Source organism: Roseixanthobacter liquoris, assembly GCF_043195135.2.
Lineage (GTDB): Bacteria > Pseudomonadota > Alphaproteobacteria > Rhizobiales > Xanthobacteraceae > NCEH01.
Window position 1 is genome coordinate 1,721,428 of the sequence record NZ_CM195537.1, and the last position, 14,011, is coordinate 1,735,438.

At 67.5% G+C, this 14,011-nt stretch carries 12 protein-coding genes; 6 read left to right on the plus strand and 6 right to left on the minus strand.

Going from position 1 to position 14,011, the window contains the following annotated elements; translation table 11 throughout:
- Positions 1 to 57 precede the first annotated feature (57 nt).
- From V5F84_RS07635 to moaA, 3 genes are all read right to left on the minus strand, one after another.
- Complete coding sequence (locus tag V5F84_RS07635; RefSeq protein ID WP_509277093.1) at positions 58 to 1,017, minus strand: IS110 family RNA-guided transposase; 960 nt, start codon at positions 1,015 to 1,017, stop codon at positions 58 to 60.
- Between the two features lie 284 nt (positions 1,018 to 1,301).
- Complete coding sequence (locus V5F84_RS07640; RefSeq protein ID WP_394044198.1) at positions 1,302 to 2,393, minus strand: DMT family transporter; 1,092 nt, start codon at positions 2,391 to 2,393, stop codon at positions 1,302 to 1,304.
- Positions 2,394 to 2,622: 229 nt separating this feature from the next.
- Positions 2,623 to 3,663: a GTP 3',8-cyclase MoaA gene (gene moaA, locus V5F84_RS07645; RefSeq protein WP_394044197.1), complete on the minus strand. Its 1,041-nt coding sequence runs from the start codon at positions 3,661 to 3,663 to the stop codon at positions 2,623 to 2,625.
- Positions 3,664 to 3,812: 149 nt separating this feature from the next.
- Here moaA and V5F84_RS07650 point away from each other — a divergent pair, with 149 nt between their 5' ends.
- A complete protein-coding gene (locus V5F84_RS07650; RefSeq protein ID WP_394044196.1) occupies positions 3,813 to 4,190 on the plus strand; it encodes a gamma-butyrobetaine hydroxylase family protein in 378 nt (125 codons plus the stop codon).
- A 19-nt stretch (positions 4,191 to 4,209) separates the two neighbouring features.
- On the opposite strand, the gene V5F84_RS07655 is transcribed toward V5F84_RS07650, so the two are convergent.
- On the minus strand, positions 4,210 to 5,940 hold the full coding sequence (locus V5F84_RS07655) for a formate--tetrahydrofolate ligase (protein WP_394044195.1): 1,731 nt from the start codon (positions 5,938 to 5,940) through the stop codon (positions 4,210 to 4,212).
- A gap of 411 nt (positions 5,941 to 6,351) precedes the next feature.
- Between V5F84_RS07655 and V5F84_RS07660 the strand changes: the two genes are divergently transcribed.
- Complete coding sequence (locus V5F84_RS07660) at positions 6,352 to 7,134, plus strand: 3-hydroxybutyrate dehydrogenase (protein ID WP_394044194.1); 783 nt, start codon at positions 6,352 to 6,354, stop codon at positions 7,132 to 7,134.
- 25 nt (positions 7,135 to 7,159) lie between these two features.
- On the plus strand, positions 7,160 to 8,413 hold the full coding sequence (locus tag V5F84_RS07665; RefSeq protein ID WP_394044193.1) for a patatin-like phospholipase family protein: 1,254 nt from the start codon (positions 7,160 to 7,162) through the stop codon (positions 8,411 to 8,413).
- A gap of 36 nt (positions 8,414 to 8,449) precedes the next feature.
- On the opposite strand, the gene V5F84_RS07670 is transcribed toward V5F84_RS07665, so the two are convergent.
- Positions 8,450 to 10,132, minus strand: coding sequence for an NAD+ synthase (locus V5F84_RS07670; RefSeq protein ID WP_394044192.1), 1,683 nt, complete (start codon positions 10,130 to 10,132; stop codon positions 8,450 to 8,452).
- Positions 10,133 to 10,181: 49 nt separating this feature from the next.
- Positions 10,182 to 10,646, minus strand: a complete 465-nt coding sequence (locus V5F84_RS07675) for a tRNA (cytidine(34)-2'-O)-methyltransferase (RefSeq protein ID WP_394044191.1) — start codon at positions 10,644 to 10,646, stop codon at positions 10,182 to 10,184.
- Between the two features lie 267 nt (positions 10,647 to 10,913).
- Between V5F84_RS07675 and petA the strand changes: the two genes are divergently transcribed.
- The 3 genes from petA to V5F84_RS07690 are packed head-to-tail and all read left to right on the plus strand — an operon-like array spanning position 10,914 to position 13,603.
- Positions 10,914 to 11,438: a ubiquinol-cytochrome c reductase iron-sulfur subunit gene (petA, locus tag V5F84_RS07680; RefSeq protein WP_394044190.1), complete on the plus strand. Its 525-nt coding sequence runs from the start codon at positions 10,914 to 10,916 to the stop codon at positions 11,436 to 11,438.
- A 36-nt stretch (positions 11,439 to 11,474) separates the two neighbouring features.
- Positions 11,475 to 12,746 (plus strand): cytochrome b, encoded by a 1,272-nt coding sequence (locus tag V5F84_RS07685; RefSeq protein WP_394044189.1) that lies wholly within the window; start codon positions 11,475 to 11,477, stop codon positions 12,744 to 12,746.
- A 20-nt stretch (positions 12,747 to 12,766) separates the two neighbouring features.
- Positions 12,767 to 13,603 (plus strand): cytochrome c1, encoded by an 837-nt coding sequence (locus V5F84_RS07690; RefSeq protein ID WP_394044188.1) that lies wholly within the window; start codon positions 12,767 to 12,769, stop codon positions 13,601 to 13,603.
- Positions 13,604 to 14,011: the final 408 nt, after the last annotated feature.

The following is a 14,011-nucleotide window of genomic DNA, read 5'->3' on the forward strand; positions in this document are numbered from 1 at the left end:
TCTTCGTCTGCCGGTCGTCATGGCCGGGCCCGTCCCGGCCATCTCCCGTGATGGGCGTCAAGTGCCGGAATGAGCCCATGGCTGGTTGTCGCGGGCGATGGCGTTGAGAGTGACGAGCAGTTTACGCATGACTGCGGTTAGAGCGACCTTCCCCGGTCGCTTATTGTGCGTGACGAGGCGCTGGTAGAAGTCTCGCATGACGCCGTTCCAGCGGATGGCGGACCGAGTTGCGTTGAACAGCACGCGGCGGACGCCGGGTCGTCCGTGGCCTGTGGTGGCGCGAGCGGAGCGCTTGCCGCTTTCGCGATTTCTGGGCGCAAGGCCAACCAGGGCAGCGATCTCCTTGCCGGTCAAAATGCCCAGCTCTGGCAGTTCAGCGATCAGGGTATGAACTGTCACCGGGCCGATGCCTTTCAGTGTGCGCAAGTTTGCCGCTCGCTGGGCCAACTCCGCATTGGCAGCGATGCGCTCGGCAATCGCCGCCTCGATGGCATCAAGGGAGGCTGCGAGTGCGCCGACGATCGCGGCTATGTCGGCGCGCACCGCTTCAGCCTGCGCAATGGCGGCGCGGCACCGCTCGGCCTGCAGCAGATCCACAAGCTGGCGGCGGTGCACGGTCATTTCGCGCAAGGCAAGGTCTCCTTCCACACAGCACCCCAGCGCGCGGCGGGAGAGTTCGCGCGCGGCGAACTCAGCCAACAACAGGGCATCGCGGGCATCGGTCTTAGCTTTGACGCCGCAGCGGGTGCGGAAAGCCCCCACTTCATTGGGGTGGACACGCACGAACGGCAGCTTGGCTGCGACCAACTCCTGGCGCAGCCCCCGTTCGTACCCGCCGGTGGGCTCGAAGGCGACCAGGCCGATCTGAGCCGGTTCGAGGGTGTCGCTCCAAGCCGCCACGGCCGCCGGGGTATTGGCAATGCGCAGGCCCCGTCCAACGGCTTGCCCGCCATCGTGGCTCGCGATGTCGAGCCAGTCCTTGGACACGTCGATCCCGATGTAGAGCTTGCCGTCCATGGCACCCTCCGGCATGTTTGAGCGGTGGTCTGCACGCCGGATTGCATTCGGGCGAAAGCCCCCAACTCCCGTACGCGTGTGCGACCGAAACGCCGGCGGGTCCGAGATGACCACGGTCGACAGACCCGTCCACGCATCGGAGTGCCCGCCGGCGTCCCCATCCTAACAGGACGGGCAGACGCAACATGCAATCCACGCCGGGCCGTTGGCGTGGGCCTGGAACGCCGGCACCAATGGTGCCGCGTGGATGCACGGGACAGGCCCGTGCAGGACGATGCTCCGCTTTAGGAGTGGGGGCACTCGCGGGTGATGGCGGCGGGCTGGGGCGCGCCGCCCTTGGGGGCCTTGGCGGGCGGGGCATCGTCATTGGCCGGGGGCGAAAGGCGGGCCGCGACGGCGCTGCCGGCAGCCGCCGGGATCGGCGAGGCGACGGGCGGCATCACTGGGGCGGCCGTGGCCGCCGCCTGCGATGCCTTGAGCGCCGCGGCGTCCCGGTCCGCCTTGCGGCTGCGCGCGGCTTCCTGCTGGATCGAATAGAGCCCGGCGCCCACCACCAGGATGGTGCCGATGGTGGCCCAGCTGTCCGGCACATGGCCGAAGATGAAATAGCCGTAGATCAGCGCCACCGGCACCATCACATAGCGCAGCGGCGAAACCACCTGCACCGGGGCGTGGCGGAACGCATAGACCAGCAGCAGGTTGCCGAAGGCGAAGGTGGCGCCGGCCGCGACGATCAGCGCGCCGCCGGCGAGCGTCGGGACGCTCCAGGGCTCCCAGGCCGCGAACGCGGCGCCGGTCACGCCGAGCGCGACCGTGCTGGAGAGCACCACCACGCCGCCCGGCACATTGGCGCCGATGCCGCGGGTGACGATGTCGCGCAGCGACCCGCAGGTGGCGGCGATCAGCGGCAGGATGGCGAACAGGGAGAAGGTCGCCGGGTCGGGATGGGCGACGATCACCGCGCCGGAGAAGCCGATGGCGATGGCGATGGCGCGTTTCAGCCCCACCTTCTCGCCCAGCAGGGGCACCGCAAGCGCGGTGGTGATGAGCGGAGCCGCCATATAGATGGTGGTGGTGGTGGAGATGGGCAGCACCGCCAGCGCGATCACATAGATGAAAGTGGTCGCCGAATCGAGGCTGGAACGGGCGATCACCTTGGGCTTGAAGGCGCCCAGCGCATGGCGCAACTCGCCGGTGGCGGCCAGCAGGCCGAGCACGAACAGGGTGGCGAACACCGAGCGCACGCCCAGCACCTCGCCCACGGGCAGATGCTGGGTGGCGAGCTTCAGCATCATGTCGTTGGTGATGAACAGCATCATGGCGGCGATCATGGCCGCGATGCCGCGCATGGTGGGAGACATCAGGCGCAAGCTCATGCCGCGTCTCCCGCGGGGCGGGGCTGTCGCGCCGCGCGGGCGGCGGAGCTGGCGAATTCGCGGGCGGTCTCGGAGCGGCTCGGCATTTCTGCCTCGTTCGTGGGCATTGCCCCCAAGACCTAACCGATTTGACCTTTCCGCGCCGTTGCCGATTGCGCGGAGCGCAGCGTCAAGTCCCTCGCCACAGGCATGGGTGCGCCATGCCGGTGCCGCAATAGGAAATGCTTTCCTAACCGCCGGTGGTGCTCATGTGCCGATGGACGGCGGGCTGGCGGGTCGTGCGATCGATGACGAAGTCGTGGCCCTTGGGCTTGCGGAAGATCGCCGCATCGATGGCGGCCTGGAGCACCCCGTCGTCCGGCGAGGCGCGCAGGGGCGCGCGCAGGTCCGCGGCATCTTCCTGGCCGAGGCACATGAACAGCGTGCCGGTGCACGTGACGCGCACGCGATTGCAGCCCTCGCAGAAATTATGGGTCAGCGGGGTGATGAGCCCGAGCCGGCCGCCGGTCTCCTTCACCTCCAGATAGCGCGCCGGGCCGCCGGTGCGATAATCGATGTCGGTGAGCGTGTAGCGCTGGGCCAATTGTTCGCGCACCTGGGAGAGGGGAAGATATTGGTCCACCCGCTCCGTGCCCACTTCGCCGAGCGGCATCACCTCGATCAGGGAGAGGTCGTGGCCCTCGCCGTGGCACCATTCCATGATGGCAGCGATCTCGTGCTCGTTCACGTCCTTGAGCGCGACCGCATTGATCTTCACATGCATGCCGGCGGCCTTGGCGGCCTTCACGCCCTCCAGCACCTTGCCGAGATCGCCCCAGCGGGTGATGGCACGGAACTTCTCCGCATCCAGCGTGTCGATGGACACATTGATGCGCTTCACCCCGCAGGCGGCGAGATCGGCGGCATAGCGGGCGAGCTGGGAGCCGTTGGTGGTGAGGGTGAGTTCTTCCAGCCGGCCGGTGTCGAGATGGCGCGAGAGCGAGCGGAACAGGGTCATCACGTCGCGCCGCACCAGCGGTTCGCCGCCCGTGAGGCGCAGCTTGCGCACCCCGCGCGCCACGAAGGCGGTGCACAGCCGGTCCAGTTCCTCGAGCGTCAGCAGATCCTGCTTGGGCAGGAAATTCATGTGCTCGGACATGCAATAGACGCAGCGAAAATCGCACCGGTCGGTCACCGAGACCCGCAGATAGGTGACCGCGCGGCCGAAACTATCCACCAGCGGCGAAAGCGCGCTGCCGGCGGCGCTGCCGCGGTCGCTGATATCTCTCAAGGCTAGGCTCACGCTCTGCTCCACTTCCCCACGCCTTTATGCCCGGCCGGTCTGACGCCGGCCTGAACCTCCATTATATCGTATGCGAGGCACCAAATCATAGGCCCCGGCGATCATAGCCGCGACACGGGCCGCGAGAGGAGAGCGACATGACATCCGCCGACCCGGCCGCGCCGGAGATATGGCCCACGGAAGTGCGGCTGATCCACGACAAGCATGCCCTTCAGGTGAGCTTCGACGATGGCTCCAGCTTCACCTTGCCGGCCGAATATCTGCGGGTGGAAAGCCCTTCGGCGGAGGTGCAGGGCCACGCGCCGCACGAGAAGATCACCGTGCCCGGCAAGCGCGCGGTGCGCATCGTCGCGGTGGAGCCGGTGGGCAGCTATGCGGTGCGACTCGGCTTCGACGACGGCCACGGCACCGGGCTCTACACCTGGCCGCTGCTGCGCACGCTGGGCCTGGAGCAGGAGCAGCGCTTCGCGGCCTATCTCGAAGCCTTGAAGGCGCAGGGGCTTTCGCGGGGGTAGGGCGCGGGACGGCGGTCTCTCAGGAGAGCCCGCCGATGACGCCGTGCGCATCCACGAAGATGTGCTCGGCCGCCGGAACCGAGGGCAGGCCCGGCATGGTCATGATGTCGCCCGCCAGCGCCACCACGAAGCCGGCGCCGGCGGAAAGGCGCACCTCGCGCACCGGCAGGATGTGGTCGCTCGGCGCGTTGCGCGCCTTCGGGTCGGCGGAGAAGCTGTATTGCGTCTTCGCCATGCACACCGGCAGGCGGCCGAAGCCCGCCGCCTCCAATTCCGCGAGGCGCGCGGCGGCGGTGGCGCTGAAGCTCACGCCGCCGGCGTGGTAGATGCGCTTCGCCACGGTTTCGATCTTCTGCGCCAGGGGCATGTCGTCGGGATAGAGCGGGCTGAACGCGTTCGGGCGCGCGGCGAGCGCCACCACCTCGTGCGCCAGGGCTTCCGCACCGACGCCGCCGTCCGACCAATGGGTGCACACGTGCACATTGACGCCGAGCGCGGCGAGGGTGGAGCGCACCACCTCCACCTCGCCGGGGGTGTCGGAGGTGAAGCGGTTCAGCGCCACCACCACCGGCACGCCGAAGCCGCGCATGTTCTCCACATGGCGCACCAGATTGTCGATGCCGGTGTGCACGGCGGCGAGATTCTCGCCGTTGAGTTCCTTCACCGCGACGCCGCCGTGCATCTTCAGCGCCCGGATGGTCGCGACCACCACCACCGCGTCGGGGGCAAGGCCCGCCTGGCGGCACTTGATGTCCATGAATTTTTCCGCGCCGAGATCCGCGCCGAAGCCGGCTTCCGTGACGACGTAATCGGCGAGCGCCAGGGCGCTGCGGGTGGCGATCACGCTGTTGCAGCCGTGGGCGATATTGGCGAACGGCCCGCCGTGCACCAAGGCCGGCGTGTGCTCCATGGTCTGCACGAGATTGGGCTGGAACGCATCGCGCAGCAGCGCCACCATGGCGCCGATGCCCTTGAGTTCGCCCGCCGTCACCATGCGCCGGCCCCGGGTCTGGCCGATCACCATGCGGGCGAGGCGCTCTTCCAGCTCCGGCAGGGACTTGGCGAGGCAGAAGATGGCCATCACCTCGCTCGCCACGGTGATGTCGAAGCCGTCCTCGCGGGGAAAGCCGTTGGGCGCGCCGCCGAGGCCGGTGACGATGGCGCGCAGGGCGCGGTCGTTGAGGTCCAGCACCCGCCGCCAGGTGATGCGCCGCGCGTCGAGGTCGAGCGCATTGCCCCAATACATGTGATTGTCGATGAGCGCGGAGAGCAGGTTGTGCGCCGCGCCGATGGCATGCAGGTCGCCGGTGAAATGCAGGTTGATGTCCTGCATGGGCACGATCTGCGCCCGCCCGCCGCCGGTCGCCCCGCCCTTGGAGCCGAAACAGGGGCCGAGGGAGGGTTCGCGCAGGCACACGGCGGTGCGCTTGCCGATGCGGGTGAGGGCATCGCCGAGGCCGATGGTGGTGGTGGTCTTGCCCTCGCCCGCCGGGGTGGGGCTGATGGCGGTGACGAGAATCAGCTTGCCCGGCTTGGCCCCGGCGCGGCTCGGGGCGATGGCGCCGTCGCCGTCCGTGAGGGTGCGCACGAAATCCTGGGAGAGCTTCGCCTTGTGCGGGCCGTAGCGGAACAGCGCGTCGGCGGGAATGCCGAGCTTTTCGCCCACCTGCTCGATCGGCAGGGGCACGACGCTGGCGGCGATGGCGGCATCGCTGGTGGGGTCGATCTGGCGTGCCGTCGTCTGATGCATGCGGCTTTATCCTCGGTGCGCGCGGCGCAAATCCGGCGGTCCTGCCTCTGGCAGGGCCGGCCCATCCGACAGGGCCGAGGGCACCGCACACCCGCGCTGCGCGCCGGTTCGCCATCCCCCGGTTGCGCTGAGCGCAGCCTGTCCCTGGTCCTGCTCTAGCGCGGGGGCTGCGAGGCGGCAAGCCTTCGGGTCCGCGAACCCCCGGGGCGGTGCGCGCACTCTCTGCCGGCGTGCGCGGACCGGGCGCCGCGTCATGTCTTCGTTTGCATTGCACCGCGACGGCGGAGGGAGCAAGGTCGGCCCGCGAGGACCGTGAACGCCGGCGTGACGCCAGCGTCACACCGCCCCGCTAAACCATCGCCATCGGCCCCCGTTTCGCGTGCGGCCGCATCGAGCTTGAGGGATAGAACCATGCTGAAGGGTAAGGTCGCTGTCGTCACTGGGTCCACCAGCGGTATCGGGCTCGCTTATGCGCGCGCCTTCGCGGAGCAGGGCGCCAACGTGGTCATCAACGGCCTCGGCGATGCCGCCGCCATCGAAGCCGAGCGCGCCAAGATCGAGAGCGACTTCGGCGTCAAGGCGCTCTATTCCGACGCCAACATGCTCAATGCCGAGGAGATCGGCGGCATGGTGAAGCTCGCCGAGACCGAATTCGGCGCCTGCGACATCCTGGTCAACAATGCCGGCATCCAGCACGTGGCGCCGATCGAGGAATTCCCGATCGAGACCTGGAACACGATCATCGCGATCAATCTCACCGCCGCCTTCATCGCCACCCGCGCCGCCATCCCCGGCATGAAGGCGAAGAAGTGGGGCCGCATCATCAATACCGCGTCGGCCCACGCGCTGGTCGGCTCGCCCTTCAAGTCGGCCTATGTGGCGGCCAAGCACGGCATCGCCGGCCTGACCAAGGTCACCGCGCTGGAAACCGCCACCTTCGGCATCACCTGCAACGCCATCTGCCCGGGCTATGTGTGGACCCCGCTGGTGGAGAAGCAGATCCCCGATACCGCCAAGGCGCGCGGCATGACGGAAGAGCAGGTGAAGCGCGACGTGCTGCTCGCCGCCCAGCCCACCAAGGAATTCGTGACCGTGGAAGAAGTCGCCGCGCTCGCCGTGTTCCTTGCGTCCGACAATGCCCGCTCCATCACCGGCTCCATGCAGCAGATCGACGGCGGCTGGGTCGCCGAGTGATCGCGCCGCCGCCGGGGGCCGCACGATGAGCTTGCGCGGCGGTTCCAAGGTCGCCGGGTCCAAGGCCGCCGGGTCCAAGGTCGGCGGGCCCGACGCATCCGACACCCTGCCTCCGGGGGAAACACCCCCCGGCGGCACGGCTGGCGGGGCCGAGGGCGCGAAGGACGAGGGCGCAAAAGCCAAGGGCACCAAGGCCAAGGGCGCGGGCAAGGCGGGGGCGAAATCCTCCGCCAAGGGCGCGGGGGCGAAGCCCTCTGGCGTCAAGCAGATCTCCCTCGCGCTCCAGGGGGGCGGCGCCCATGGCGCCTTCACCTGGGGTGTGGTGGATCGCCTGCTCCAGGAAGACCGGCTGGTCATCTCCGGCATTTCCGGCACCAGCGCCGGGGCGATGAACGCGGTGGTGCTCGCTTCCGGCCTCGCCAAGGGCGACCGCGAGCAGGCGCGCGGCGCGCTGACCCAGTTCTGGCGCGACGTCTCCCGCGACGGGCGCATGTCGCCGATCCAGCGCTCGGCGTTCGACCGGCTGATGGGCAACTGGTCGCTGGCCAAGAATCCGGCCTATCTCGCCATGGAAGTCGCGAGCCGGTTCTTTTCTCCTTATGATTTCAACCCGCTGAACATCAATCCGCTGCGCGAAATCATCGACGACCATGTGGATTTCGAGGCGATCCGCGCCTCGGACGTGAAGGTGTTCATCTCCGCCACCAATGTGCACACCGGGCGCGCGCGCATCTTCGGCCATACGGAGATGACCGCCGACGCGGTGATGGCCTCGGCCTGCCTGCCGTTCCTGTTCCAGGCGGTGGAAATCGACGGCGTGCCCTATTGGGACGGCGGCTACATGGGCAATCCGCCGCTGTTTCCGCTCTATGAGAAGGTGGACGCGGACGACATCGTTCTGGTGCAGATCAATCCCGTGGTGCGCGAGCAGACGCCCCGCACCGCGGCGGAAATCCAGAACCGCATCAACGAGATCACCTTCAACGCCTCGCTGCTCGCCCAATTGCGCGCCATCGACCACGCCACCCAATTGATCGAGCAGGGGCTGTTGACGCGCTGGACGCTGGGCGGGTCGGGCTACCGGCGGGTGCGGCTGCACCGCATCGGCTCCGATCAATTGGTGGATTTCGACCTCTCCTCCAAGCTCAACGCCGAATGGGCGTTCCTGCAGCACCTGCGGGACGTGGGGCGCCAGGCGGCGGAGGATTTTCTCGCCGCCCATTTCGACGACCTCGGCAAGCGCTCCACCCTGGACCTGCGGCTGGAACTGGCGGATTAGGACGATTGCCGCGCTACGCGGCGCGGCTTCCCGCCCTCAGCCGGGATCGCGGAACCGGTTGGTGATGGGATAGCGGCGGTCGCGGCCGAAATTGCGCACCGTGACCTTCACGCCCGGCGCGGCCTGCCGGCGCTTGTATTCGGCAAGGTTCAGCATGCGGTCCACGCGCTTCACCAGCGCCTCCTCGAACCCTTCCGCGACCAATTGCGCCACCGAGGTTTCCGATTCCACCAGCCGCGCGAGGATGGCGTCGAGCACCTCGTAGGGCGGCAGCGAATCCTGGTCCTTCTGGTTTTCCCGCAGTTCGGCGGTGGGCGGCTTGTCGATCAGGCGCGGGGCGATCACCTCGCCGTCCGGGCCGAGCGCGCCCACCGGCTTCCAGCGGTTGCGCAGGTGGGACAGGCGGAACACCTCGGTCTTGTACAGATCCTTGATGGGATTGTAGCCGCCGTTCATGTCGCCATAGAGCGTGGCGTAGCCGGTGGACATTTCCGACTTGTTGCCCGTGGTCACCACCATGGGGCCGAATTTGTTGGAGATCGACATCAGCAGCGTGCCGCGCACGCGCGACTGGAGGTTCTCCTCCGTCACATCCTTCTCGCGGCCGGCGAACAGGGGCGCGAGCACGCCTTCCAGCGCCTCCACCGCCGGGGCGATGGGCACGATGTCGTAGCGGATGCCGAGCTTTTCAGCCACCTCGGCCGCATCGGCGAAGCTGTCGGCCGAGGTGTAGCGGTAGGGCAGCATGATGCAATGGACCTTGTCCGGCCCGAGCGCATCCACCGCCATGGCGGCGCAGATGGCGCTGTCCACGCCGCCCGAGAGGCCCAGCACCACGCCGGGAAAGCCGTTCTTGGTCACATAATCCCGCAGCCCGAGCACGCAGGCGGCGTAATCCGCCTCGTCGCCCTCGATCCGGTCGGCGCGCGGCGCCTCGGTGCAGCGCCAGCCATTGGCGAAGCGCTCCCACACCGTGAGGCGCACCCGTTCCTGGAAGCCGGGAAACTGCATGGCCAGCGTGCGGTCGGCATTGAGCGCGAACGAGGCGCCGTCGAACACCAATTCGTCCTGCCCGCCCACCTGGTTCACATAGAGCAGCGGCAGCCCGCTCTCCACCACGCGCGCGACGGCGATGTTGGCGCGCTCGTCATAGACCGAGCGGCGATAGGGCGAGCCGTTGGGCACGATGAGGATTTCCGCGCCGGTCTCGGCGAGGCATTCCACCACGTCCGGGCCCCAGATGTCCTCGCACACCGGCACGCCGAGCCGCACGCCCTTGAATGGGATCGGGCCGGGCAGGGGGCCGGGCACGAACACGCGCTTCTCGTCGAACACGCCGTAATTGGGCAAATCCACCTTGTAGCGGATCGCGGCGATGCGCCCGCCCTCCAGCAGCAGCACGGCATTGTGGAGCCGGCCATTGTCCACCCAGGGCGCGCCCACCAGCAGCGCGGGCCCCTCGGCGCTTTCGGCGGCGAGCGCCTCGATTGCCTGGCGGCAGGCCTGCTGGAATGCCGGCTTCAGCACCAGATCCTCGGGCGGATAGCCGCACAGGAACAATTCGCTGAACACCACGAGGTCGGCGCCCTGCGCCTTGGCCTCGTCGCGCACCGCGCGGATGCGCGCGGCATTGCCCGCGACATCGCCGACCACGGGATTGAGCTGGGCGGCCGCGATCAGCAGCCGGTCTGCGGGGGCGGAGGAAGCAGGTTCGATCATGGCATCGCAGGTTTAGCCGCCGGCGCGCGCGGGCGGAAGGGGTGAAGCTTCACGAGGCGGGGGGAAAGCCGTGCGTCTGCCGCAACCCCTCGGCGAGCGCGATGCCCGCGGACACGGCCACATTGAGCGAGCGCAGGCCGGGACGCAGGGGAATGAGCAGGCGCGCATCGGCGCTCTCGTGCACCTCGTGCGGCACGCCGGCCGACTCGCGCCCGAACAGCAATATATCTTGTGGGGAGAATGCGAACTCAACGTAAGGCATTGCGCCGCGCGTAGTGAAAAGCACCAGCCGCCGGCCCTCCGCGCGCCGCCAGTCCTCGAACGCCGCGAAGGAATCGTGCCGCACAAAATCCGCATGCTCGACATAATCCAGGCCCGCCCTTCGGAAGGCGGCGGCGCTGATGGGAAAGCCCGCGGGCTCGATGAAATGCACGGGAATACCGAGGCAGGCGCCGGTGCGCAGGCAGGTTCCCGCGTTCTGCGCGATATCCGGGCAATAAAGGGCGAGGATCATGTCGGCGCAGTCTCCGCGGTGCAAATATGGCTATATCGTGCCAGTGTTCGGGCAGAAGCAGGACCGCGTGCCGCATGGCGGTGATCTGGACAAGGGCAAAAGAGGGTGCAATTAGAGGCACTCGAAGGTGGCTCTTTGCGTAAGCGGAGCTGTCACATTCGACCTCGCGTCGCGCGCGGCCCGGTTCGGGATTCCCGTGCAACGATTATCCCGCAGGAACTGCGCACCGCGATGGTCTGATCGGACAGACGAGTGAGGACAAGCGCCGTGGCACATACGGAGACGTCGGGAACCAACCGCCGGGACTTCCTTTATATCGCGACCGGCGCTGTCGGCGCGGTGGGCGTCGCCGGCATGATCTGGCCGTTCGTCTCCCAGCTGCAGCCGGATGCGTCCGTGCTCGCGCTCTCCACCACCGAGGTGGACCTGTCGCCGATCCAGGAAGGCCAGATCGTGACCTTCATGTGGCGCGGCAAGCCGATCTTCGTATTCAACCGGCTCGCGAAGGACGTGGAACTCGCCCGCGCCGTGCCGCTCAACCAGCTGATCGACCCGCAGCCCGACCAGGACCGCGTGAAGGCCGGCCACGACAAATGGCTCGTGGTGATCGGCATCTGCACCCATCTCGGCTGCGTCCCGCTCGGCCACCAGGGCAATTATGACGGCTGGTTCTGCCCCTGCCACGGCTCGCAATATGATTCCTCGGGCCGCGTGCGCGTCGGGCCGGCGCCGCTGAATCTGGCGGTGCCGCCGTACAATTTCGTTTCTGACTCCAAGATCGTGATTGGCTGACGCGCGGTCGTCGCCCGCTCAAAAAAGGTTGGACCCATGGAAGGACATTCCACCTACCAGCCCCAGGGAAAGATCGCGCGCTGGTTCGAGAGCCGGTTGCCGATCATGGGGCTCCTGCATTCTTCGGCGGTGTCGTATCCGACCCCGAAGAATCTGAACTATTGGTACACGTTCGGCGCCATCCTCACGATGATGCTGGGGGTGCAGATCCTGTCCGGCGTCGTGCTGGCGATGCACTACACGGCCTATGCGCCGATCTCCTTCGCCCGCGTCGAGCACATCATGCGCGACGTGAGCTTCGGCTGGCTGCTGCGATACATCCACGCCAACGGCGCCTCGATGTTCTTCATCGCGGTCTATATCCACATCTTCCGCGGCCTCTATTACGGCTCCTACAAGGCGCCGCGCGAGGTGCTGTGGATCCTCGGCGTGATCATCTACCTGCTGATGATGGCCACCGCCTTCATGGGCTATGTGCTGCCCTGGGGCCAGATGTCCTATTGGGGCGCCACCGTCATCACCAACCTGTTCTCGGCCATCCCGGTGGTCGGCACGGTGATCGTGGAATGGCTGTGGGGCGGCTATTCGGTCGGCGACCCGACCCTCAACCGCTTCTTCGCGCTGCATTATCTGCTGCCCTTCATGATCGCGGGCGTCGTCATCCTGCACATCTGGGCGCTGCACCACGTGGGGCAGAACAATCCCGACGGCGTGGAAGTGAAGAGCGTCGCCAAGGACACCGTGCCTTTCACCCCGTACGCGACGGTGAAGGACATCTTCGGCATGGTGGTGTTCCTGCTGTTCTTCTCCTACTTCATCTTCTACATCCCGAACTACATGGGCCATCCGGACAATTACATTCCGGCCAACCCGCTCTCCACCCCCGCGCACATCGTGCCGGAATGGTACTTCCTGCCCTTCTACGCGATCCTGCGCTCGATCCCGGACAAGCTCGGCGGCGTGCTCGCCATGTTCAGCGCCATCGCGGTGCTGGCCTTCCTGCCCTGGCTTGACACCTCCAAGGTGCGCTCGGCCCGCTATCGTCCCCTCTACCGCCAGTTCTTCTGGATCTTCGCGGTGGTGGCGGTGGGCCTCGGCTATCTCGGCTCGCAGCCTGCGGAAGGCGGTTTCGTCATCGCCTCGCGCATCCTGACGGCCTATTACTTCATTCACTTCCTCATCATCCTGCCTCTGCTCGGCCTGTTCGAGCGCCCGAAGCCGCTGCCGGCCTCCATCGCGGACGCCGTCCTGGCGCGCAATGGCGCCACGGTGGTTGCGGGCGCGGCCGCCCCGCAGACCAAGGGCTGAGCGAGCACGCGGAGAGAGAGATGATCAAGCGCAGTATCCTCTTCGGTGCCGTCGCGGCGGCCCTCCTGCTCGGTGCGCCGGCACGGGCCGCCGAAGGCGGGCACGACGACCTTCCCCACCGGGAATCCTGGTCGTTCGCCGGCCCCTTCGGCAGTTTCGACCAGGGGCAGCTCCAGCGTGGCTTCAAGGTGTTCCGCGAAGTCTGCGCCAGCTGCCACTCGGCCAATTTCTTCTATTTCCGCAACCTGGCCCAGCCCGGCGGCCCCGGCTTCAGCGAGGCCCAGGCCAAGGCGGTGGCGAGCGAATATCAGATCACCGACGGGCCGAACGACCAGGGCGAGATGTTCCAGCGCCCCGGCCGCCTCTCGGACCATTGGCCGGCGCCGTTCCCGAACGATCCGGCCGCCCGCGTCGCCAATGGCGGCGCCCTGCCGCCGGACTTCTCGGTGCTCGCCAAGGCGCGCGCCAGCCACGTCGGCTTCCCGGGCTTCATCCTGGACGCCTTCACCCAGTATCAGGAAGGCGGCGTTGACTATATCCACGCGCTGCTGAACGGCTATGTGGACCCGCCGGAAGGCATGAAGGTGCAGCCGGGCCTGCACTACAACAAATATTTCCCCGGCCACCAGATCGCCATGCCGAAGCCGCTCAGCGACGGACAGGTGGAATACACCGACGGCACGCCCGCGACGCTGGACAATTATTCCCGCGACGTGTCGGCTTTCATGATGTGGATGGCCGAGCCCCATCTCGACGCGCGCAAGCGCATCGGCTTCCAGGTCATGATCTTCCTGATCGTGCTGTCCGGCCTGCTGTATTTCACCAAGAAGAAGGTCTGGAAGGACGTGGCGCACTGAGCGCCGGTTCCGTGCCAGGAGATCCGAAGGGCCCCTTGCGGGGCCCTTTTCTTTTCGCGGGTCGGTTCGGTCCGGGCGGTTCGGTTCGGTCTTGGCGGATCGGTTCGGCCTTGGCGGGTCGGTACGGTCCTGGCGGGGCCCTCCGGCGCCGCGCGGTCGCGCCGAGATCACGGCGCCGGGTCGCCTGCTCATGGATTGGGCTGCCCATATGATGGGCGGTTTTCAGGCCGGGCGCCCGCCCGGCGGCCGGTGGACGGGGGAAGCGGCGGCGCGGCAAGTTCGCCGAAATTCATCGCGTGAACTTCATCCGAAATCGCGCTGTCGTCCGCCGGACAGGCGCGGAGAAGCGTCACGAAACCGCATTTCGTCCGCGCTAAGCCATTGTTTCACGTGAAACATTTTGTCCCG